Consider the following 19,897-nt stretch of genomic DNA (forward strand, 5'->3'; position numbering starts at 1 on the left):
GAGAAACCCAGGCGCCCGGCAAGCTTGGACAGGTTCCATGCAGCCGAAAGGACGGCCGGGTTTCAGAACGGCACGTCGTCCATCGTCCCGCCCGGCTGGACATAGCCCGCCTTGACGGTCTTGAAGCCGGTGGGGAACTGGATGGTCAGCGTATCCTCGGCGATGCCCATGATCGTGCCATTGCCGAATTTCTGGTGGAACACCCGGTCGCCCACCGAAAACCGCGCCGCCGGTTCGGCGTCGATCACCACCGGCGTGCGATGCACCGGCTGCGCCCGCTGGGCTGAGCGTTCCTGCATGCGCTTCCAGCCCGGCGAATTGTAGACATCCGCCCGCGCCGCGCGTTCATGCATGCCCGATTGCGCGAAAGGCTGCGCCGCCGCGCCATAGCCGCCGCCGTAAAGGCCGGGCGGCGTCAGCACCTCGACATGGTCCTCGGGCAATTCGTCGACGAAGCGCGAGGGCAGGCTGGACTGCCATTGCCCATACATGCGGCGGTTGCCGGCGAAGCTGATCGTCACCAGTTCCTCGCCGCGGGTGATGCCGACATAGGCCAGCCGCCGCTCTTCCTCCAGCCCCTTCATGCCGCTTTCGTCCATGCTGCGCTGGCTGGGGAACAGCCCGTCCTCCCATCCCGGCAGGAAGACGATGGGATATTCCAGCCCCTTGGCGGCGTGGAGGGTCATGATGCTGACTTCCTCGGACTGCTCTCCCTTGTCATTGTCCATGACCAGCGCGACATGTTCCAGGAAGCCTTGCAGGTTGTCGAATTCCTCCAGCGCCTTGACCAGTTCCTTGAGGTTGTCGAGCCGGCCCGGCGCGTCGGGGTTCTTGTCGTTCTGCCACATGGCGGTATAACCGGATTCGTCCAGGATCCGCTCGGCCAGCTCGACATGGTTCACCCGGTCGTCCAGCGCATCGGCATGCCAGCGGCCCATGCCTTCGGTGAATTGCCGCAGCGCGCCGGCCCCCTTGCCGCCCAGCACGCCGGTGGCGACGGCCGAGGCCGCGCCCTCCAGCAGCGACAGGCCGCGGTCCCGCGCCTCGGCCTGGATCTTCTGCACCGCCTTGTCGCCCAGGCCCCGCTTGGGCAGGTTCACGATACGCTCGAAGGCCAGGTCGTCGGTGGGGCTGACCGCCAGGCGGAAATAGGCCATGGCGTCGCGGATTTCCTGCCGCTCGTAAAAGCGCGGACCGCCGATCACCCGGTAAGGCAGGCCGATGGTCATGAAGCGGTCCTCGAAGGCCCGCATCTGGTGGGATGCCCGCACCAGGATGGCGATGTCGTTCAGGCTGCGCCGGCCGATGCTGTGGCGGTGGCCGCCCTGGAACGCCTCGATCTCCTCGCCGATCCAGCGCGCCTCGGCCTCGCTGTCCCAATGGCCGATCAGGCGCAGGGGCTCGCCCCCCTCGGCCTCGGTCCACAGCGTCTTGCCAAGCCGCCCCTTGTTCGCCGCGATCAGCCCCGAAGCGGCGGCCAGGATATGCGGGGTCGAGCGATAGTTCTGTTCCAGCCGGATCACCTGCGCGCCGGGGAAATCGCTTTCGAAGCGCAGGATGTTGCCGACCTCGGCGCCGCGCCAGCCATAGATCGACTGGTCGTCGTCGCCCACGCAGCAGATGTTGCGATGCCCGGACGCCAGAAGCCGCAGCCACATGTATTGCGCGACGTTGGTGTCCTGGTATTCGTCCACCAGGATATAGCGGAAACGGTCCTGCCAGGTTTTCAGCACGTCGGGATGCGCCTGGAACAGGTTCACGCAATGCATCAAGAGGTCGCCGAAATCGACCGCGTTCAGTTCCAGCAGCCGGCGCTGATAGGCGGCGTAAAGCCGCCCGCCCAGCCCGTCAAAGGCGCGCTCCTCGCCCTTGGGCAGCTTGGCGGGGGACAGGCAGCGGTTCTTCCAGCCGTCGATCAGATGCGCAAGCTGGCGCGCGGGCCAGCGTTTTTCGTCGATATTCTCGGCCTGGATCAATTGCTTGAGCAATCGGATCTGGTCGTCGGTGTCCAGGATGGTGAAGCTGGGCTTCAGGTGCAAGGTCCCATCGCCGATCAGTTCCGCATGCCGGCGCAGGATCTTGACGCTGATCGAATGGAAGGTGCCAAGCCAGGGCATGCCCTCGACCATCTCGCCCAGAAGCCGGCCGATGCGGTTCTTCATCTCGCGCGCGGCCTTGTTGGTAAAGGTGACGGCCAGGATCTGCCCCGGCCGCGCCAGTCCCAGGTTCAGCAGATGCGCGATGCGGGTGGTCAGGGCGCGGGTCTTGCCGGTGCCGGCGCCGGCCAGCAGCAGGACCGGCCCCTCCAACGCCTGGACCGCCGCGCGCTGCGCGGGGTTCAGCCCATCCAGATAGGGCGCCGGGCGCGCCGCCACGGCACGCTGCGACAGCGGGCCTTTCAGCGGCACGGGGGCGGAAGCGGCCTCGAAGGCATCCGAGTCGTCGAAATTGCTCATGCCAGGAACATAGTCCGGGCAGGGCGACCTGGGAAGCCCATGGTTCCCATTTCGTTCTGGAAAGCGGCAATCGGCCGGCCAGCCGCACAAGGCCAGCCGTGCCGCCAGGGGCCAGGTCGGGCATGGCCCTAGCGGCGCCAAACAGCGCCGGCCCGGCAGATGTCGGCCCTATCGGACGGGCGACGGCGCGGGGCGCGGGGCGGCGGGAAGGATGATTTCGGCCTGCTCTCCGCCCTGCGCGCGCGGCGACAGGCGCAATTCGCCGCCCATCGCCTTGACCGCCGCCGCGACGATCGAAAGGCCAAGCCCGCTGCCGCCGCCCGACGGATGCGCCATGCCGCGATAGAACCGCTCGGTGACATGGGGGCGGTCGGCCTTGCTGATGCCGGGGCCGCGGTCCAGCACGCAAAAGCGCACCGTTTCCCCATCGCGCATCAGCCGCGCCTCGACGATGCCGCCGGCGGGCGAGGCGAGGATGGCGTTTTCCAGCAGGTTGCGCAGCGCCGGGGCCAGCAGCGCCGCCTGGGTGGTGCGCCAGGCCGCGCCCCCGGTATCCAGTTGCAGGGCGACGGCGCGCAACTGCGCCAGCCCGGCCAGGTCGTCGGCCACTTCGGCCAGGATGCGCGCGCCATCCTGCGCACAGGCAGGCGCCGCGTCGATGGCGTTCTCGGCCGCGGTCATGTCCAGAAGCTGGCGCACCATGCGGTCGGTGCGGTCGACGCCCTGCGCGATCTGCGCCAGCGCGCGGTCCCGCGTCGCGCCGTCGGGTGCCAGCACCGCGACCTGCGCCTGGGTCTTGAGCCCGGCCAGCGGGGTCTTGAGCTCATGCGCGGCAAAGGCGGTAAAGCTGCGCTCGCGTTCGCGCAGGCCCTCGACGCGGCGAAACAGCCCGTTCAGCGCCTCGATCATCGGGCGCAGTTCCGCGGGCGCGCGCCTTGCCTGCAAGGCGCCCAGATCGGTGGCGGGGCGGCGCGACAGCGCCTGGGCCAGCCGGTCCAATGGCTCAAGCCCGCGCCGCACCGCCAGCCAGATCAGCGCCGCCAGCAAGGGCAAGATCAGCAACGCCGGGGCCAGCAGCCCGATCACCACGCCATGCACCAGCCGATCGCGCACCGCGCGCGCATCGCCGACCATGACGCGGATGCCCATTTCCCGGTCCACATGGCTGTAGACGCGCCAGACCTCGCCATCGACCTCGCGCTCGCTAAAGCCCTCGGCTTCGGCCAGTTGCTGCGACGGCGCGCCGTCGGATTCGCTTTTCAGCCGGCCGTCGAAACCCCAGACCTGGCAGATAAGCTGGCGGGCCAGGTCGTGGCCACCGGTGCCGGGCAATGCCGGCGCCTCATCGACCAGCCCGGCCGAATCGGGGCCGGCGATCCCGCCGCTGCGCCGGATCAGCGAGGCGACCATCTGCGCCGATTCCTGCAAGCGCCGGTCCAGCACATGGCCGACCTCGGTCCGGGTCGAATGCTGGATCCACCCCACCGCCGACAGCCAGATCAGGCCGGTCGCCGCCAGCAGGATGACAAACAACCGTCCGCGGATCGAACTCATGTCCCGCCTTCCCCCTCGGCCGGGACGGCCAGCCGATAGCCCGCCCCGCGCACGGTTTCGATAAAGCCCGCGCCCAGCTTGGCGCGCAGCTTGTGGACATGGACCTCGACCGTGTTGCTTTCCACCTCTTCCTGCCAGCCGTAAAGCCGCTCTTCCAGGACCGACTTGGCCAGGATGACGCCGGGGCGTTCGATCAGGGCTTGCAGGATGGTGTATTCGCGGCGCGAGAACGCGATTTCCGCCCCGTCCATCCTGCCGCGCATCCGGGCCGGGTCAAGCGCCAGCCCGTTCCATTCGATCATGGCCGATGCCCGCCCCTCTTGCCGGCGCAGCATGGCGCGCAGCCGGGCGGCCAGTTCGTCAAGATCAAAGGGCTTGCCCAGGTAGTCATCCGCGCCGGCATCAAGGCCGCAGACCCGGTCGCGCACCTGGTCGCGGGCGGTCAGCAGCAGGACCGGCAGGCGTTGCCCCGCCGCGCGCAATTCCGCCAGCAGATCCAGGCCCGAGCCGTCGGGCAGCATGATATCCAGCACCACGCCGGCAAAGCCCCCGCCATCCAGCGCGGCGCGGGCATCGGCCAGGGTGCCGACGGCATCGACGGTAAAGCCCGACAGGCCAAGCCCGACGGCAAGCCCGTCCGAAAGCACCGGGTCGTCCTCGACAATCAGCAAGCGCATGGCATCCTTTTTCCCTGATCCGCTTGATCACGCTTTCGTCGCTCAAGCTTAAGCTGGACTTAAGCTGTCGTCTTTAGCTAGCCGTGCATGATGACAAGATTGTTCCCCCTGTCCCTGACCCTGGCGCTGGTGCTGGCCTTTCTGGCCACATGGGCGACGGCCCAGACACATGACCGCCCCCTGCAACCGCAGGACGCCTTTGCGCTGACCGTCACGCGGGACGCCGATGGCGAACTGGCCCTGACCTGGCGCATCGCCCAGGGCTATTATCTTTATCGCAGCCAACTTGCTGCCGAAAACGCGGCGGGGGAAAGCCTGCCGCTGACCCTGCCCAAGGGCGAACCCTATGAGGACCCCTATTTCGGCGAGGGCGAGATCTATCGCGACGAAGTCACGGCCGGGCTGAAGACGGCCGGCCAGCCCGTCACCCTGCATTGGCAGGGCTGCCAGCAGGACGGCATCTGCTATGCGCCCCAAAGCGTGCGGCTGGACGCCGGGGGCACCGTCCTGCCGCCGGCGGCCGAGCCCGCAGCGGGCTGGAGCCCGCAGGAGGCCGCGCCCGCCGCGACGCCCGACACGGCTGCGGCCACCGGATCGGGGCTGACCCTGGCGCAGGATCAGGGGCTGGTCCAGGGCCTGGCCGTGCGCGGCGGCGGTGTGCTGGTGGTTGCCGGTTTCCTGGGCTTTGGCTTGCTTCTGGCCTTTACCCCTTGCGTCTTTCCGATGTTTCCCATCGTCGCCGGCATGCTGGCGCGGCAGGGCGAAAGCCTGACCGCCCGGCGCGGGCTGTTGCTGACGGGCGCCTATGTGGTGGCGATGGCGGGGGCCTTTGGGCTTTTGGGCATCGCCGCCGCATGGTCGGGGGCCAATCTGCAAATGCTGCTGCAATCGCCCGCGGCCATCGCCGTGGTGGCGGTGTTGTTCGTGGCGCTGGCGCTGTCGATGTTCGGCTTTTACGACTTGCAGATGCCGGTAGCGCTGCAAAGCCGGCTGGGGCGCGTGGCCGGCCGGCGCGGCTCGGTCGGCGGGGCGGCGGCGCTTGGCTTTACCTCGGCGCTGATCGTCGGGCCCTGCGTGACCGCGCCGCTGGCCGGGGCGCTGATCTATATCGCCCAGACCGGCGATGTGGTGCTGGGCGCGGCGGCGCTGTTTGCGCTGGGGCTGGGCCAGGGGCTGCCGCTGCTGGCGATCGGCCTGTTCGGCCCGCGCATCCTGCCGCGCGGCGGCGGCTGGATGGAGGGCGCGAAGCTTGCCTTCGGCGTGGTTTTCCTGGGCTTTGCGATCTGGCTGGCCGGGCGGGTGCTGCCGGGGCCGCTGACGCTGGCGCTTTGGGCGGTGCTGCTGGTCGGGACGGCGGTTTTCCTGGGCGCCCTGGACCGGCTGGATGGCGACGCGACCCGCAACCGCCGTCTTGGCGCGGCGCTTGGCGTCCTGCTGCTGTTTGGCGGGCTGATCCAGGGGTTTGGCGCGGCGCTTGGCGCGCATGATCCGCTGCGCCCCCTGGCGCCGCTGGCCGGCGGCACGGCCGCGCCCGCGGCCCAGGCGCCGACCCAGTTCGCCAGCGTCACCACGCGGGCGGGGCTCAAGCAGGCGCTGGCCTCGGGCGGCGACAGGCCGGCGCTGCTTTACGTTACCGCCGACTGGTGCGTCACCTGCCGCGCCATCGAGCGCGGGCCGCTGGCCGATCCGGCGGTCCATGCCGCGCTGGCGGGCCTGGCGCCGATCAAGCTGGACGTAAGCGATTTCAACGCCGAGGCGCAGGCGCTGATGCGGGACCTGGCCGCTGCCGGCCCGCCCACGATGGTCTTTCTTGACGCCAACCGGGCCGAGGCGCCGGGCAGCCGGCTGGTCGGCGATCTGGACGCCCAGGCGCTGCTGGCCTCGATCGGAAAGGTCAGCCCATGAACGCGGTCTCGATCGGGCCGCTGGTCTTTGACGGGGGACGCTTCGCCGCGGTCGTGGCGCTGCTGCTGTTCTTCCTGGTGACCGAGATCGTGGCAAGGCTGCAAGGCCGCAACCTGCCCGGAGATGCGGCACGCTGGGCCGGGATCGCGGCGCTGGCCTGGATCGGCGCTGCCCGGCTGGGCTTTGTCATGGCCCATTGGTCCGACTTTGCCGCGCATCCCTTGGACGCGCTCAAGCTGTGGCAGGGCGGTTTCCTGTCCGGCGCGGGCTGGGCCGGGGGCGTGGCGGTCTTTCTGCTGGCGGCGCTGCGCCGGGCGCGGGCGGCGCTGGCGCCGCTGGCCCTGGGCGGGGCGGTGGCGCTGGCCGCGCATCTGGCCGTGCTGGCGGTGCAGCCAAGCCCGGCCGTCACCCTGCCGCAGATGCAGCTGATGGCGCTGGATGGCGGCAGGGTGCAACTGGCCGGGCGCGACCGGCCGGTGGTGCTGAACCTGTGGGCGACCTGGTGTCCGCCCTGCCGGCGCGAGATGCCGATGATGACCGACCTGGCCGCCAATACGCCCGGCGTCGATTTCGTCTTCGCCAACCAGGGCGAAGAGGCCCGGCAGGTGCGCGCCTTTCTGGACGCCGAAAACCTGCCGCCGGATGGCATGGTCCGCGATCCGCAAGGCCGGCTGATGGCGGCGCTGAACGCGATCGGCCTGCCCTCGACGCTGGTCTTCGACGCCAGGGGCCGGCTGGTGGCGGCGCAGACCGGCGAGGTCTCGCGCGCGGCGCTGACACGGATGATCGCGCAAGCGACAGGAGAGACGAGATGACCCGAACCCGAGCCGGCCTTGCCGCGCCCGCCCTGCTGGTCCTGCTGGCGCTGTCGGCCTGCGCCCCGGCCGAACCGCCGGCCGCCGCAGAACCGCCGCCGCCGGCGGTCCGCCCCGAACTGGCCGCCCTGTATGGCGCGACCCAGGACAGCGGCCACCATATCCCCGCCGTCGATCCCACCCTGCTGACCGAGGACAAGGCACGGCAACTGGTGGATTACTGGACCGACGAGGCGCCCGGCACGATCATCGTCGATCCCCATGCCCGCTACCTGTATCAGGTCCAGCCCGACGGCAAGGCGATGCGCTATGCCGTCGCCGTGGGCGCCGCAGGCTACGGCTTTACCGGTGAGGCGCATATCCCCTATCAGCGCGACTGGCCAAGCTGGAAGCCCACCGACAACATGGTCGCGACCCAGCCCGAGCTTTACGGCCCCGTGGAAAAGGGGCTGGAGGGCGGGATCGACAATCCCATGGGTGCCCGCGCGCTTTACCTGCACAACGGCCAGGGCGACACCTATTACCGCATCCACGGCACCATGGACCCTGCCTCGATCGGGCAGGCGACATCCGCCGGCTGCATCCGGCTGTTCAACCAGGACATAATCCACCTGGCCGAACAGACCGACAGCATGACCAAGGTCATCGTCCTGACCAGGGCGGAATCGGGCAAGGGCACGGTGCCGCCGGGCCAGCCCCTGCCGCCGCCGCCCGATGACCTGGCCGCCATTCCCGACCAGACAGGAGAGCCGACATGAGCATTACCCGACGAGACATCCTGGGCTTCGGCGCCGGGGCCGGCCTGACCGGCATTGCCGGCGCGGCGATCCTGCTGGGCAGGGATGCGGGCGACGCCGGCGGCGGCGAACAGATCGGCATGGACGACGTGCTGCGCGACCCCGACAACCCGGTCCTGGGCAATCCCGACGGTGCGCTGACCATCGTGGAATATTTCGACTACCAATGCCCCTATTGCAAGATGGGCCACCCGATGCTGACCCGCGTGGCAGAGGAAGACGGCGACATCCGGCTGGTGATGAAGGACTGGCCGATCTTCGGCGCGCCCTCGGTCCTGGCCAGCCAGCTTGTCTTTGGCGCGGCGTCGACGGGCAGCTATGAGCCGGCGCATACCGCCCTGATGGCCACCCAGGCCAAGCTTTCCGAGGACCAGATCCGGCAGGTGCTTGCCGATGCCGGCATCGACACGGAAAAGTCGCTGGACGCCTATCGCGCCGAGCGCGACAAATGGGACGGGCTTCTGGCGCGCAACTCTGCCCAGGCGGCGGCGCTGGGATTGCAGGGCACCCCGGCCTTTATCATCGGCACGACGATCTATCCCGGCGCGCTGGACGAAACCCGGCTGCGCCGCGCCATCGACCAGGCCCGCCGGGCCTGACCGGCCGCGATCCCGGAACACGAAGGAGAGAACATGCAACGTCGACGCCTCATTCTTGCCGGAGCCAGCATCATGGCCCTGCCCGGCCTTGCCCGCATGGCCCAGGCCCAGGGCGCCGGGGCGGACCCCGGCCGCGCCAACCCGATGCCGGACGAATTGCGCAAGGCGCTGGAGCGCGACCCGACCGCGCCGGTGCTGGGCAATCCGCAAGGCGACATCACCCTGACCGAGTTCTTCGACTACAACTGTCCGTTTTGCCGCGAGATGGTCGAGCCGATGCACCGGCTGATCTCTTCGGACAAGAAGCTGCGGGTGGTGTTCCGCGAATGGCCGGTCTTCGGCGAGGATTCGGATTTCGCCGCCCGCGCCTCGCTTGCCTCGCTGCAACAGGGGAAATACTGGCAGATGCACACGGCGCTGTTTCGCACGCCGGGCAAGGTGACGGCGGATGCCGCGATGCGGGCGGCGCGCGACACCGGGCTGGACACCGCCCGGCTGGAGCGCGACATGGCCGCCGAGCCGGTCGAGCGCCACATTTCCATGAGCTTCATGCTGGCCGAGCATATGGGCCTGATGGGCACCCCAAGCTTCATCGCCGGGGACGAGGGCGCATTCGGCCAATATAGCCTGGAAGACCTGCGCGGACTGGTCCAGCGCGCCAGACAGGACATGGCCAGCTAGCAGCGCGGCCGGTCCCTGAGAACAAGAACCCGCCGTCCGGTCGGCCGGGCGGCGGGTTAAGTCTTGGGTAGCGATCCCCTGGCCGGATCAGGACCGATTCACCCAGATCCCCATGGATTGCATGGTCACGACCGACGCGGCCGCGAAAGTGGCGCTTGCAAGGACGCCCAACAGCAGGGCGGATGCAAGAACGGTTTCATGTGGCATGGCTTCACCTTTTTTCATGCTAGGGTGGCCCCCTCTTGTGCTGAAGGACCAACGCGCGGGCGCAAAACCCTCGGCGGAAAACCGCTGCGCTGCCCGTTCCTGCGGCGGCGGGTGCTGCGCGGGGCCGTTCGGGAACATCGGGCGGAACCGGCGGTTATCCGTCGCAACCCAAAGCAAAGGACAAGGACATGACCGACAAGCAGCCCAAGCCCAGCCCGCCCTCGGATGCCGACCTGCGCCACGATCCGGGCATCGGCCGTTCCAAGGGGGCCGATCGCAAGGACCCCGAAATCGGCGGCGAAAACACCTTTGAAGGCGACGTGATGAACGACACCACGCCCCAGGGCGGCATAGACCCCAACCAGCGCGGGCGCGAAAACAAGTAGCCGCCGCCGGACATGCCGCCGCCCGGCCCGCATCGCAAGCCGGGCGCGGGCCATGGCGGGATCAGCCCCCGACGGGGGCGGGTCAGGGCAGGATCCGCACGCCCGCCCCGCTTAATTCCCCATTCAGCGCCTGCGCCCGTTCCAGATGGCCCAGCACCACCGGCAGCAGATCCGCGGCAAGGCGCTGGATATCGCCGTCCTGGCCCGCATTGACCTCCCAGGCCAGCAGTTGCGCGGTCTTCTGGTGTTCGACGATCTGCGCGCGGATATAGGCCAGGTCGAAGGCCGCGCCCTCGGTGCCCTCCAGCCGGTCGCGCAGCGCCTGGTGGTCGGGGTCAAGCTCTTGCGGCAGCGGGATATGCGCGGCCTCGGCCAGTTCCGCCAGCCGGGCATTGGCATCGCCATGGTCGCGGACCATCATTTCGGCGAAATCGCGCACCTCCTGGGCATCGGCCCGGTCGCGGGCCATTTCGCCCAGATCGACCTCGGCCAGGCCGCCCGCGGCGGCAAGCTGCGCGAAAAGCCGGTCGGTGTTGTTGGTCTGATGCGGCGCGGGCTTGCCCGGCTCGGCCATGCGGGTATCGGCCCCCATGCCGGCCGGATTGCCCATCTGGGCCGCTGCGGGACCCGTGGCCAGGCCGGCGACAAGCAGGATGGCTGCGGTGCGGATCATGGCGTCCTCCATCACAATGTCAGCAGATAGGCGAGCAGGTCTTCCTTTTCGTCGCCGGTCAGCCCGGTTCCCAGCACCAGGTTGAAGAACTCGACCGTGTCGGCCAGCGTCATCAGCCGGCCGTCATGCAGATAGGGCGGCGAATCCTTGATGCCGCGCAGGGTAAAGGTCTTGATCGGCCCGTCCGGCAGCGTGACCATGTCGTTCACCACCTCGCCGGGCTTGTAGAAGCGTTCCAGCTTCAGGTCGTGCATCTGGTTGTCCATGAAGGCGGTCATCGGGTCGTGGCAGTCCGCACAGCGGCCCTTGCCCAGGAAAATCGCCTCGCCGGCCAGTTCCTGTTCGCTGGCCAGCGCCGGGTCCAGCCGGCCGAACGGGTCCAGCTGGGGCGCGGGCGGAAAGTCGATGATGTTCTGCATCTGCGCCATGAAGGCGACCTTGTGGGAACGGTCGGGAATATGTTCGCCCTTGCGGGCCGCGCTGACATGGTCGCCGTTGAAATAGGCGGTATGCTGTTCGAACTCGGTGAAATCCTCGATCGAGCGCAGCGAGCGTTTCGAGCCGTGGATCTGTTGGTTGAACATGCCCCGCAGGCTGGGCGTGTCCAGCCGGAAGCGGTTGGCCTGCGGGCGGATGTCGGGGCTTTGATGGAAGCCCGCATTGCCGTGGAAATTCGAATGGCAATCCAGGCAGGCGACGCCGCGGTGCTGCTCGACGGTCTTGCGGTCCTCGGTCTGGTTGAACTCTTCTTGCGGAAAGGGCGTCAGCAGGATGCGCAGCCCCTCCATCTGCACCGGGGTCAGCAGGCCGTTGAAAAGTTCGTAGTGGTTCGAGATCGTCAGCAGTTCCCCGCGCGACGCGTCGCCAAGCTGCGGCTGCGTGGTCAGGAAGATCGGCGGCGGAAATTCCGACACCAGATGGTCGGGCAGGTCGAAATCGACATCGAAACGCGTCAGGTCGCGCTGTTCCTGGGCCTTGATCTCGTCGATGGCGAATTGCGGAAACACCTGTCCGCCGGTGGCCTGCTTGACATGGGGCAGCGGCAGGAACCCCTTGGGCAAAAGATCCTGGTCGCGGATTTCGGCCGGGCTTAGCGCGCCCAGCGATTCCCAGCTTGCCCCCTGGGGCAGCTTGACCCGAACGCCGTCCTGCACCGGCTTGGTGCCGCCCGACATCATCGCGCCGTCGCGCGGGCGGTCGGCCAGGTCGTAGCGGCTTTCCAAAAGCGTGCGCTGGCGGGTCATCACCTCGGGCTTTTGCGCCTCGTCGATGGCCCTGACCCTGGAAAGGGGCATGGTGGGCAGCGGGCGATAGGTCGTATCCGGCGGCAGCGGATCGGCCCCGGCCGGCCCCGCCAGCAGCAAGCCCGCCACACAGGCAAATGTGGATGCGCGTCGTCCCGGCATTGGCGTTCTCCTTGGCTTGCGGCGGACGCGGGCTGTAACCGGGTGGGCCGGGAAATGTTCCGGCCGCCCCTGCAAGGACTTGCGGCGGAACATCCCGGCCCCCAAGGGGGTTCGGCCCCAGACGCGTGTTCGAGAAGGAAGGGGACGGCCATGGCCGAGCAAGAGCCCAGCTTCACGCTGGGGATCGAAGAGGAATACCTGCTGGTCGACGCCGAGACCGGCGCGCTGCGCGAAGCGCCCGATGCGCTGATGGCGGCCTGCAAGGCCGAACTGGCCGACCAGGTCAGCCCCGAATTCCTGCGCTGCCAGATCGAGATCGGCAGCCCCGTGGCCGCGAACGTCACCGAGGCCCGCGCCCAGTTGGCCCGGCTGCGCGAAAGCATCGCCCGCCATTCCGCGGACTTCGGTCTGGCGCCGATCTCGGTCGCTTGCCACCCGCTGGCCGACTGGCGCCGGCAGGACCACACCGACAAGGACCGCTACAACAAGCTGTCGCAGGAAATGGGCGGGCTGTCGCGGCGCATGCTGATCTGCGGCATGCATGTCCATGTCGGCATCGCGCAAAAGGCGCAGCGCATCGACCTGATGAACCAGTTTTCCTGGTTCCTGCCGCATCTGTTGGCGCTTTCTGCCTCCAGCCCGTTCTGGCTGGGCGAGGATACCGCGCTGGCATCCTATCGCACCACGGTCTTTGCCGGCTATCCCCGCACCGGCCTGCCGCCGCGCATGGGAAGCTGGGACGAATACGAACGCTCGGTCGGCGCCTTGACCGAAACCGGCATCATCGACGATGCCAGCAAGATCTGGTGGGATCTGCGCCCCTCGGCCCGGTTCCCGACGCTAGAGACGCGCATTTGCGACGCCTGCCCGCGGCTTGACAACACCGTGACCCTGGTCGCGCTGATCCAGGCGACCTTGCGGATGCTGTGGCGGCTGTCGCGGCAGAACCTGCGCTGGCGGCAATACGACAACTTCCTGCTGGGCGAGAACCGCTGGCGGGCCACGCGCTATGGCATCACCCAGGGGTTGATCGACTTTGGCAGCGGCCGCGTGATCCCCTTTGACCAGATCGCCGAGGACTGGCTGGCCATCATCGCCGAGGATGCCGATGCGCTGGACAGCCAGCCGGCGGTGGCCGGGCTGCGCGACATGGTCGCCCGCGGCAGCGCGGCCGAGCGGCAGCGGGCGCTGTTCGCGGCCGCCATCGCCGCCGGCGCCACCCCCGAGGAAGCGTTCCGCAGCATCGTCATGTGGCTGATCCAGGAGTTCCGGCAGGGGTTCTGACCGGCCCCGCGGGAACAAAGACCCGCCCCAAGGGTTGCGCCGCCGACATCAGAAAACGGGAGAGAGACGATGCGGACATATCTTCTGGCACTGGGTTTCGCCGCCATGCCGGTCTGGGCGCAGGCCCAGGATGCACAGGCCCCCGACGCCCAGGCCCCCGACGCCCAGGCCCCCGCGGCGCAGGCCCAGGACGCGCCGGCCGACACCGCGCCGGCCGAGGCCGCCCCGGCCCAGGACGCGCAAGCCAGCTTTGTCGACGCCAAGGGCCAGCAGGCAGGTTCGGCCAGCCTGACCGCCACGCCCACCGGGGTGCTGATCCAGGTCGAGGCGACCGGCCTGCCGGCAAGCAGTTGGGTCGCTTTCCATATCCACGAAACCGGCACCTGCGATCCGCAGACCGGCCATGAATCGGCGGGCGGGCATTTCAACCCCTCGGACGCCGAACATGGCGTGCTGGTCGAGGGCGGCCCGCATGCGGGCGACATGCCCAATATCTGGGTGGATGCCGAAGGGACCGCCCGCGCCCAGGTCTTCAACCCGCTGGTCTCGCTGGCCGAAGGCGACAACGCGATCACCGGCCGGGCGCTGATGATCCACGCCAAGGCCGACGACTATAAAAGCCAGCCCAGCGGCGATGCGGGCGAAAGGCTGGCCTGCGGGGTGATCGAATAGGCCGCACCCAGGCGCGCCGCGGCGCGGTCAGCCCCGCATGCCGGGGCCCGCGCCCAGGCGCTCCATGGTGCTGCGCAACTCGCAGCGCAGCCCGGCGGGATCGTGCGAGATGATGGTTTCGCCCATGAAATCCTGCGCCAGCACATCTTCGATGATCAATGAGCCGAAGCCCCTGGTTGCGCCGGCCGCAACCGGCGGTCCGCCGATTTCGGCCCAGGATAGCCGGAACGGGTCGCGGCTGCCCGGCGCGCCGCCGGTCCAGTTCAGTTCGACCCGGCCCAGCGGCACGGACAGCGCGCCGTATTTCAGCGCATTGGTCGCCAGTTCGTTGATCGCCATCGCCAGGGTCAATGCCTGCTTGGCCGACAGCTTGATCGGCGGACCCGCGATGTGGAACCGCCGCTCGCCGGTGCGAAAGGGCGCCAGGGCCTGCTGGACCACCTGATTCAGTTCGACGTCCAGCGCGCCCGACTGGGTCAGCAGCGTCTGGGCCTGCGCAAGGGCGCCGATGCGCTGGCGCAGGACGTCGCGCGCCTCGGCGCCGGGATGGCGATGCATGGTCTGGTTCACGATGGCCGAAACCACGGTCAGCGTGTTCTTGATCCGGTGGCCCAGCTCGCCGTTGACCAGTTGCAACTGGCGGCTCGCCTCGACCTTGCCGGTGGTTTCGATCACCGTGTCGATCATGCCGCGCACCACGCCGGTCTCGTCGCGGATCGGACTGTAGCAAAAGGTGAAATGGCATTGCTCGGGATAGCCGTAGCGGTCGATCACCAGCGGAAAATCCTCGATGAAGGTGGCCTCGCCGGCATAGGCGCGCTCGGCGATGGGGCCGATCTGGTCCCAGACCTCGTGCCAGATCTCGGCAAAGGAGCGGCCCAGCACATGGCCCTTGTCGCCCAGGATCGGCCGGAAGGCGTCATTGTAGAATGTCGTCAGCCCCGGCCCCCAGATGATGGATTTCGGGAATTTCGAATTCAGCGCCATGCCCAGCGCGATCTTGAGCGCCGAGGGCCAGGTGTCGGGGGTGCCAAGCTCGCTGGTGGTCCAATCATGGGCGCGGATGGCCTGGGCCATTTCCCCGCCGCCATCCAGGAAATGCACCGATCCGCCCGTCGCTATGTCCACGCTGCCCCCTCCGCCGCGCCGCGCCAGTCGCGGCGCTGCCCGGTCGCAACGCAGAACGGATCAGTTCGGTTTCGCGCCGGCCGGAAGATTTGCGTCGCCGGCCGGCCCTTTGGCTGCGATGACCGAAGCCGGTCATCGCATGGCAGCGCGGGCGTCAGCGTCCTTGCTGGCCGCCACCTTGCTGGCCGCCGCCGCCTTGCTGGCCGCCGCCGCCCTGCTGGCCGCCTTGGCCCGGACGGTTGTCATCGCCCTGGCGCTGGCCGCCGCCCTGGCCGCCACCGCCGCCCTGGCCGCCACCTTGGCCGCCGCCCTGCTGGCCGCCGCCTTGCTGGTTCTGGTTCTGCTGGTTCATCGCTCTCCTCCTGGCACCGGATCTGGTGCCGGCTCCTAACCGGGTGGGGGCGGGGTTGTTCCCGGAAAAATCCACCCGCCGGCAGGATAGCGCGGAACGATTCCGCCGGCTGGCCGGTTTTCTGTGCAACCACCGGCAAGTTTCAGCAGGCATCATGGCGCAGACGCTAAGATTTGGCCCCCTGGGCCGCGACACGCTGCATCTTTGCATCGACATGCAAAGGCTGTTCGGCCCCGGTTCGGTCTGGGCGGTGCCGTGGATCGAACAGGTGCGCCCCATGGTCGCGACCCTGGTCGCGGCCCGGCCCGACCGGACGCTGTTCACCCGTTTCATCCCGCCGCCGCGGCTGGACGCGGCGGCGGGCACCTGGATGCGCTATTACGCCCAATGGCCCCAGATGCTGCGCGAGCGGCTGGACGGGGAATGGCTGGAACTGCTGCCCGAACTGGCCAGGCATGTGCCGCCCGCCAAGGTGATCGACAAGGCGGTCTATTCCCCCTGGCATGACGGCAGCCTGCACCGGCTGCTGCGCGGCGCGGGGGTGACGACCCTGGTCGTGACCGGGGGCGAGACCGATGTCTGCGTCCTGGCAACCGTCCTGGGCGCGGTGGACCTGGGCTATCGGGTGGTGCTGGTCAGCGATGCGATCTGTTCCTCGACCGACCGGGGGCACGATTCCGCCATGACCCTTTATCGCGAACGGTTCTCGCAGCAGATCGAAACCGCCCCCCTGGCCGAGATCCTGGAGGCCTGGCCCGCGGGATAGAGCAGGGAACAACCCGGCCACCGGGCAAGTTGCCTTCTTGTCCGCAGACCAAGGACGGCCGTTCGACATAACCCGAAGGAGGTTCCAATGTCCGCACCACGCACCGATCTGGACAAGCAAAGACGCCGCCACATTGGCCCGATCATCGGGATCATCGCCGTGGTGCTGATCGCCCTGGCGGGCTTTTTGTGGTGGTTCGACGACGAAACCAGCGATCCCGAAATGCCGGGCGAGGTGCCCGGCCCGGTGGGCGAGGTGCCCGAGCCTACGGCCCCTGCCCCTGCCCCGCCCGCCGATGCGCCCGCAGGCGGCGCGCCGACCGCGCCGGCCGGGACGCAGTAAAGGGCGCCGGACCTGCCCCGGCCAAGGATCCAAGACGATGCCCCATCGCAAACCCCCCTCATGCGTTTCTCCGGCGGGGATAAGGCATTTCTATCGCAATGCCGACCTGCACGGGCTGCGCCTGGCGCTGTGGGAGGATGACGGCCCCGACGCCCCCTCGGTCGCCAACTACCTGCGAGAGGCCGGCGCCTCGGTCGAGGTGCTGATCCCCGGCGCGGATTGCGCCTGGCCGGTGGCGCTGCCGCCGATGATCGCCCGCCATCGGCTGACGCCGTTCTGGTCCGAGGAAAGCGGCATTCGCCTGCCCGGTGCCGGGCTGGCGGGGGTGGTGGCCGATGCGCGCGAGCTGCTGCATGTCGACGTGGCGGTGCTGAACCTGCGCGATCCGGCGCCGCTGGCGGCAAGCCTGCAATCGGCGGGCATTCCGTTTGTCATGTTCACCCAGGGGCTTTCGCCCTTGCTGGCGGACTATGCCCATGCCTGCTATGTCCCCAGCCATAACGGCCCCGAGGCGCTGGCCTCGGCCGTGCTGCTGCATACCGCGCTTTACGGGGCCGGGCTGCAATGCACCCCCGAAATGACGGTGATGGAGATGATGCCGCGGCTGCGGGCCATGGCGCGCTATCTGGTCCAGGATGGCGCGCTGGCCGACGATCTGGTGGCCGACGCGCTGGAACAGGCGCTGGGGCTGTTGCCCCACCTGGCCTCGGACCGCGAGATCGGCGCCCTTCTGGTGACGCTGATCGAGCGGATCTGGCATCAGCAAAAGATGTCGCGCCCGAACTGACCGGCTGCCCTTGCCGCCCGATACGGGACAAGGCCGCTTCCCCAAGGAGGCGGCCTTGCTTCATGGGGTCGCGACCACCCAGCCGCGACGGGAAAAGGGGGCCTTTCGGCCCCCTCTTTTGCCGGTCAGCGCCGCCCGCGCGAGGAGCGGCGGTCGTCGTCATCGTCGTCGCGACGGTGATCCCAGCCACGGCGCGAGGCTTCGGAATGCCCTTCCGGGTCCCCGAACCAGCCGCCCTGGCCGCGGTCGCGCGAATAGCCGCGGTCGTCATCATCACGGCCGCGCGACGAATAGCTGCGGCGGTCGTCGTCGTCGCGCCGCGAGGAACGCCCGCGCGAGGAATAGCGGTCGTCGTCATCGTCGCGGCGGTGATCCCAGCCGCGGCGCGAGGCTTCGGAATGACCTTCCGAGTCGCCGAACCAGCCGCCCTGGCCACGGTCGCGCGAATAGCCGCGGTCGTCATCGTCACGGCCCCGCGACGAATAGCTGCGGCGGTCGTCGTCGTCGCGGCGCGAGGAACGCCCGCGCGAGGAATAGCGGTCGTCGTCATCGTCGCGGCGGTGATCCCAGCCGCGGCGCGAGGCTTCGGAATGACCTTCGTAATCGCCGAACCAGCCGCCCTGGCCACGGTCGCGGGAATAGCCGCGGTCGTCATCGTCACGGCCCCGCGACGAATAGCTGCGGCGGTCGTCGTCATCGCGGCGCGAGGAACGCCCACGCGAGGAATAACGGTCGTCGTCGCGATCGCTCATGAAGCGGCCGCGGCTGTCGCGGTCGCGGTCGTCACTGCGGCTGGACCCACGGCCGCCGGATCCGCCCCGGCCGCCATTGTCGTCGTCGCTGACGAAACGCCCGCGATCATCCCGCTCGGGCATGTTCGAGTTCCTTGGCATGATATCCTCCTGATTTGCCGTAAGATGCCGCAGTTGCGGCCTCATTTCGCCGTCCCGGTCGGACAGCGCCGTCATGCAGGCGCGGATGCGCCTGCCCAGGGCGGCGGAATCGACACCCGCCGCCTTGGCCTTGGCAAGAAGGCCGTTGCGCGGCTTCTCCTCGCGTTCCATGATTTCACCGATCAGCCGCACGGCGACGCGCAGCCCGGCCAGTTCCAGTGGACCTTCCAGGTCGCGCCGCGCCCGGCCCAGCAGAAAGGAAACCAGGTCCGTCTCGACCGCGATTTCCGTCAGCAGGGGAAATTCCTGCAACCCCGCCTGGGTCGAGGCGTCGTAAAGCACCCGATACGCCTCGGCCTGCTTTGCCCAGGCATCCGACAGGCGCGGCAGCACGCCTTCGGCGTCGTCGGCATCGGTGATATTGGCGCATTCCCCCAAAAGGGCGCGCAGGGTCCGGTGATGTTCGCGCAGTTGCGCAAAGCCGTCGCCCTGGCTGTCGGACTGGGACTGCTGGCGGTTTTCGTCAGCGGCGCCGGCCTGCCCGCCCTGGCCGCCCTGGCCGCTTGGCTGGCCTGATTGCGGGCTGGCTTGCTGGCCCTGCTGCTGGCCGCCTTGCTGGCCCTGCTGCTGGCCGCCTAGCGGGGTGGCGGGCTGCCCAGTCTGGGGGGATGCGTCCTCGGACTGATCCTCCTCGGTCTTCTTTCTGGATGACTCTGTTTCACGCGCCATGTGATCGCCTCCATGCTGTGGGCGCCTTGAACAAACCCGTGGGGGAAATGTTCCAGCGTCACAGCCCGGCCCGGCGACAAGGCGCGGGCGGGGTTGCGACCGGGCCGGCGGCAGGTGTTTCGACAGCGGGCGGCAAGTGGCTGAACGCAGACGGCAATCGGCGCAATCGCCCCGATTTGCCCGTGCAAAGCGGTTTCTTGCTGCAACACTGTCGGAATATTCAGGTTGCATGGGGTCGCCAACCGGCGGCGTTCGATTAAGATATGTCAACTTATGAAGAAGCAAGGAGTCCCTGATGGCCCACAGCGAAAGCGGCCCGGTTGTCGATCCCGAGCTCGACAAGGCCCTGTCCGAGCTGCTGGCGCAGACGGAAAGAGAGCCGATCTCGCCCCGGCTGCGCGAACTGGCCAAGCGGCTGGAAACCGCGCTGGATGACGCGCGCCATCGCCAGCGCGACAAGGCAGGCGAGCCGCGCTAGGCTGTGAACTCATAAACGGGATTCCGTTATGATGGCCGGCGTGATTCACTGGACCTATGGAGGGTTCAGGATGGCGCGTTTCGATCTGACGGACTTTGAATGGGAACTGATCCGCCCGCTTCTGCCGAACAAGCCGCGTGGGGTGGCGCGGGTGGATGACCGGCGGGTGCTGAACGGTATCTTCTGGGTACTCAGGACCGGCTCGCCCTGGCGGGACCTGCCGGAACGCTACGGTCCTTCGACCACGATCTACAACCGGTTCAACCGATGGGCGAAATCCGGGGTCTGGCTGCGGGTGTTCGAGGCTCTG

At 68.6% G+C, this 19,897-nt stretch carries 22 protein-coding genes; 14 read left to right on the plus strand and 8 right to left on the minus strand.

The window, feature by feature from the left end:
* Positions 1-62: 62 nt before the first annotated feature.
* From F3H32_RS13340 to F3H32_RS13350, 3 genes are all read right to left on the minus strand, one after another.
* On the minus strand, positions 63-2,456 hold the full coding sequence (locus F3H32_RS13340; RefSeq protein WP_149766287.1) for an ATP-dependent helicase: 2,394 nt from the start codon (positions 2,454-2,456) through the stop codon (positions 63-65).
* A gap of 168 nt (positions 2,457-2,624) precedes the next feature.
* Positions 2,625-4,010, minus strand: a complete 1,386-nt coding sequence (locus F3H32_RS13345; protein WP_149766288.1) for an ATP-binding protein — start codon at positions 4,008-4,010, stop codon at positions 2,625-2,627.
* Positions 4,007-4,687: a response regulator gene (locus F3H32_RS13350; RefSeq protein ID WP_149766289.1), complete on the minus strand. Its 681-nt coding sequence runs from the start codon at positions 4,685-4,687 to the stop codon at positions 4,007-4,009. Before F3H32_RS13350 ends, F3H32_RS13345 begins: the two co-directional genes overlap by 4 nt.
* 90 nt (positions 4,688-4,777) lie before the next feature.
* Here F3H32_RS13350 and dsbD point away from each other — a divergent pair, with 90 nt between their 5' ends.
* Genes dsbD through F3H32_RS13375 form a run of 5 tightly spaced genes read left to right on the plus strand, consistent with a single transcriptional unit; the run spans position 4,778 to position 9,484 of the window.
* Entirely contained in the window at positions 4,778-6,592 is a 1,815-nt protein-coding gene (gene dsbD, locus F3H32_RS13355) for a protein-disulfide reductase DsbD (protein WP_149766290.1), read from the plus strand.
* Positions 6,589-7,407, plus strand: a complete 819-nt coding sequence (locus tag F3H32_RS13360) for a TlpA disulfide reductase family protein (protein WP_149766291.1) — start codon at positions 6,589-6,591, stop codon at positions 7,405-7,407. Before dsbD ends, F3H32_RS13360 begins: the two co-directional genes overlap by 4 nt.
* Positions 7,404-8,165: a L,D-transpeptidase gene (locus tag F3H32_RS13365; RefSeq protein ID WP_149766292.1), complete on the plus strand. Its 762-nt coding sequence runs from the start codon at positions 7,404-7,406 to the stop codon at positions 8,163-8,165. The genes F3H32_RS13360 and F3H32_RS13365 overlap by 4 nt, the downstream gene beginning before the upstream one ends.
* The gene (locus F3H32_RS13370) at positions 8,162-8,803 is read left to right on the plus strand and encodes a DsbA family protein (protein ID WP_149766293.1); all 642 of its coding nucleotides are present in this window, start codon (positions 8,162-8,164) and stop codon (positions 8,801-8,803) included. Before F3H32_RS13365 ends, F3H32_RS13370 begins: the two co-directional genes overlap by 4 nt.
* A 33-nt stretch (positions 8,804-8,836) precedes the next feature.
* Positions 8,837-9,484 carry a DsbA family protein gene (locus tag F3H32_RS13375; protein ID WP_149766294.1) on the plus strand — a complete coding sequence of 216 codons (648 nt, stop codon included), beginning with the start codon at positions 8,837-8,839 and terminating at the stop codon, positions 9,482-9,484.
* A gap of 87 nt (positions 9,485-9,571) precedes the next feature.
* Here F3H32_RS13375 and F3H32_RS17940 read toward each other — a convergent pair whose 3' ends face one another.
* Positions 9,572-9,709, minus strand: a complete 138-nt coding sequence (locus F3H32_RS17940; RefSeq protein WP_223191449.1) for a hypothetical protein — start codon at positions 9,707-9,709, stop codon at positions 9,572-9,574.
* Positions 9,710-9,879: 170 nt separating this feature from the next.
* On the opposite strand from F3H32_RS17940, the gene F3H32_RS13380 reads away from it, so the two are divergent.
* Positions 9,880-10,077, plus strand: a complete 198-nt coding sequence (locus F3H32_RS13380) for a hypothetical protein (protein WP_149766295.1) — start codon at positions 9,880-9,882, stop codon at positions 10,075-10,077.
* Positions 10,078-10,159: 82 nt separating this feature from the next.
* Here the strand turns inward: F3H32_RS13380 and F3H32_RS13385 are convergent, their stop codons facing one another.
* Both F3H32_RS13385 and F3H32_RS13390 read right to left on the minus strand, forming a co-directional pair.
* Positions 10,160-10,750 (minus strand): DUF4142 domain-containing protein, encoded by a 591-nt coding sequence (locus F3H32_RS13385; protein ID WP_149766296.1) that lies wholly within the window; start codon positions 10,748-10,750, stop codon positions 10,160-10,162.
* Between the two features lie 11 nt (positions 10,751-10,761).
* Positions 10,762-12,156 carry a cytochrome B6 gene (locus tag F3H32_RS13390; RefSeq protein ID WP_149766297.1) on the minus strand — a complete coding sequence of 465 codons (1,395 nt, stop codon included), beginning with the start codon at positions 12,154-12,156 and terminating at the stop codon, positions 10,762-10,764.
* Positions 12,157-12,306: 150 nt separating this feature from the next.
* Between F3H32_RS13390 and F3H32_RS13395 the strand changes: the two genes are divergently transcribed.
* Both F3H32_RS13395 and F3H32_RS13400 read left to right on the plus strand, forming a co-directional pair.
* Positions 12,307-13,440 (plus strand): carboxylate-amine ligase, encoded by a 1,134-nt coding sequence (locus F3H32_RS13395; RefSeq protein ID WP_149766298.1) that lies wholly within the window; start codon positions 12,307-12,309, stop codon positions 13,438-13,440.
* A 69-nt stretch (positions 13,441-13,509) separates the two neighbouring features.
* Positions 13,510-14,112: a superoxide dismutase family protein gene (locus F3H32_RS13400; protein WP_223191450.1), complete on the plus strand. Its 603-nt coding sequence runs from the start codon at positions 13,510-13,512 to the stop codon at positions 14,110-14,112.
* 27 nt (positions 14,113-14,139) lie between these two features.
* On the opposite strand, the gene F3H32_RS13405 is transcribed toward F3H32_RS13400, so the two are convergent.
* Positions 14,140-15,240, minus strand: a complete 1,101-nt coding sequence (locus F3H32_RS13405; RefSeq protein ID WP_223191451.1) for a sensor histidine kinase — start codon at positions 15,238-15,240, stop codon at positions 14,140-14,142.
* A gap of 118 nt (positions 15,241-15,358) precedes the next feature.
* On the opposite strand from F3H32_RS13405, the gene F3H32_RS17740 reads away from it, so the two are divergent.
* The 4 genes from F3H32_RS17740 (at position 15,359) to F3H32_RS13425 (ending at position 17,487) form a co-directional block, all read left to right on the plus strand.
* Positions 15,359-15,631 (plus strand): hypothetical protein, encoded by a 273-nt coding sequence (locus F3H32_RS17740; protein ID WP_223191452.1) that lies wholly within the window; start codon positions 15,359-15,361, stop codon positions 15,629-15,631.
* A 115-nt stretch (positions 15,632-15,746) separates the two neighbouring features.
* Positions 15,747-16,358 (plus strand): cysteine hydrolase family protein, encoded by a 612-nt coding sequence (locus F3H32_RS13415; RefSeq protein WP_149766300.1) that lies wholly within the window; start codon positions 15,747-15,749, stop codon positions 16,356-16,358.
* Positions 16,359-16,445: 87 nt separating this feature from the next.
* Positions 16,446-16,700, plus strand: coding sequence for a hypothetical protein (locus F3H32_RS13420; protein ID WP_149766301.1), 255 nt, complete (start codon positions 16,446-16,448; stop codon positions 16,698-16,700).
* A 37-nt stretch (positions 16,701-16,737) separates the two neighbouring features.
* Positions 16,738-17,487 (plus strand): RNA polymerase sigma factor, encoded by a 750-nt coding sequence (locus F3H32_RS13425; protein ID WP_149766302.1) that lies wholly within the window; start codon positions 16,738-16,740, stop codon positions 17,485-17,487.
* 125 nt (positions 17,488-17,612) lie between these two features.
* Here F3H32_RS13425 and F3H32_RS13430 read toward each other — a convergent pair whose 3' ends face one another.
* Positions 17,613-19,109, minus strand: coding sequence for a hypothetical protein (locus tag F3H32_RS13430; protein WP_149766303.1), 1,497 nt, complete (start codon positions 19,107-19,109; stop codon positions 17,613-17,615).
* Between the two features lie 295 nt (positions 19,110-19,404).
* On the opposite strand from F3H32_RS13430, the gene F3H32_RS13435 reads away from it, so the two are divergent.
* Positions 19,405-19,587, plus strand: coding sequence for a hypothetical protein (locus F3H32_RS13435; protein WP_149766304.1), 183 nt, complete (start codon positions 19,405-19,407; stop codon positions 19,585-19,587).
* A gap of 70 nt (positions 19,588-19,657) precedes the next feature.
* Positions 19,658-19,897 (plus strand): IS5 family transposase (locus F3H32_RS13440; protein WP_149765926.1); only part of this gene is annotated, 240 nt, incomplete at its 3' end.

The organism is Paracoccus thiocyanatus (genome assembly GCF_900156255.1).
In the GTDB taxonomy this organism is placed as follows: domain Bacteria; phylum Pseudomonadota; class Alphaproteobacteria; order Rhodobacterales; family Rhodobacteraceae; genus Paracoccus; species Paracoccus thiocyanatus.

Excerpts from the sequence above, each read along its gene's own strand:
- F3H32_RS13340 (WP_149766287.1), bottom strand. The coding sequence starts at position 2,456 with ATGAGCAATTTCGACGACTCGGATGCCTTCGAGGCCGCTTCCGCCCCC.
- F3H32_RS13345 (WP_149766288.1), bottom strand. The coding sequence starts at position 4,010 with ATGAGTTCGATCCGCGGACGGTTGTTTGTCATCCTGCTGGCGGCGACC.
- F3H32_RS13350 (WP_149766289.1), bottom strand. The coding sequence starts at position 4,687 with ATGCGCTTGCTGATTGTCGAGGACGACCCGGTGCTTTCGGACGGGCTT.
- dsbD (WP_149766290.1), top strand. The coding sequence starts at position 4,778 with ATGACAAGATTGTTCCCCCTGTCCCTGACCCTGGCGCTGGTGCTGGCC.
- F3H32_RS13360 (WP_149766291.1), top strand. The coding sequence starts at position 6,589 with ATGAACGCGGTCTCGATCGGGCCGCTGGTCTTTGACGGGGGACGCTTC.
- F3H32_RS13365 (WP_149766292.1), top strand. The coding sequence starts at position 7,404 with ATGACCCGAACCCGAGCCGGCCTTGCCGCGCCCGCCCTGCTGGTCCTG.
- F3H32_RS13370 (WP_149766293.1), top strand. The coding sequence starts at position 8,162 with ATGAGCATTACCCGACGAGACATCCTGGGCTTCGGCGCCGGGGCCGGC.
- F3H32_RS13375 (WP_149766294.1), top strand. The coding sequence starts at position 8,837 with ATGCAACGTCGACGCCTCATTCTTGCCGGAGCCAGCATCATGGCCCTG.
- F3H32_RS17940 (WP_223191449.1), bottom strand. The coding sequence starts at position 9,709 with ATGAAAAAAGGTGAAGCCATGCCACATGAAACCGTTCTTGCATCCGCC.
- F3H32_RS13380 (WP_149766295.1), top strand. The coding sequence starts at position 9,880 with ATGACCGACAAGCAGCCCAAGCCCAGCCCGCCCTCGGATGCCGACCTG.
- F3H32_RS13385 (WP_149766296.1), bottom strand. The coding sequence starts at position 10,750 with ATGATCCGCACCGCAGCCATCCTGCTTGTCGCCGGCCTGGCCACGGGT.
- F3H32_RS13390 (WP_149766297.1), bottom strand. The coding sequence starts at position 12,156 with ATGCCGGGACGACGCGCATCCACATTTGCCTGTGTGGCGGGCTTGCTG.
- F3H32_RS13395 (WP_149766298.1), top strand. The coding sequence starts at position 12,307 with ATGGCCGAGCAAGAGCCCAGCTTCACGCTGGGGATCGAAGAGGAATAC.
- F3H32_RS13400 (WP_223191450.1), top strand. The coding sequence starts at position 13,510 with ATGCGGACATATCTTCTGGCACTGGGTTTCGCCGCCATGCCGGTCTGG.
- F3H32_RS17740 (WP_223191452.1), top strand. The coding sequence starts at position 15,359 with ATGACCGAAGCCGGTCATCGCATGGCAGCGCGGGCGTCAGCGTCCTTG.
- F3H32_RS13415 (WP_149766300.1), top strand. The coding sequence starts at position 15,747 with ATGGCGCAGACGCTAAGATTTGGCCCCCTGGGCCGCGACACGCTGCAT.
- F3H32_RS13420 (WP_149766301.1), top strand. The coding sequence starts at position 16,446 with ATGTCCGCACCACGCACCGATCTGGACAAGCAAAGACGCCGCCACATT.
- F3H32_RS13425 (WP_149766302.1), top strand. The coding sequence starts at position 16,738 with ATGCCCCATCGCAAACCCCCCTCATGCGTTTCTCCGGCGGGGATAAGG.
- F3H32_RS13430 (WP_149766303.1), bottom strand. The coding sequence starts at position 19,109 with ATGGCGCGTGAAACAGAGTCATCCAGAAAGAAGACCGAGGAGGATCAG.
- F3H32_RS13435 (WP_149766304.1), top strand. The coding sequence starts at position 19,405 with ATGGCCCACAGCGAAAGCGGCCCGGTTGTCGATCCCGAGCTCGACAAG.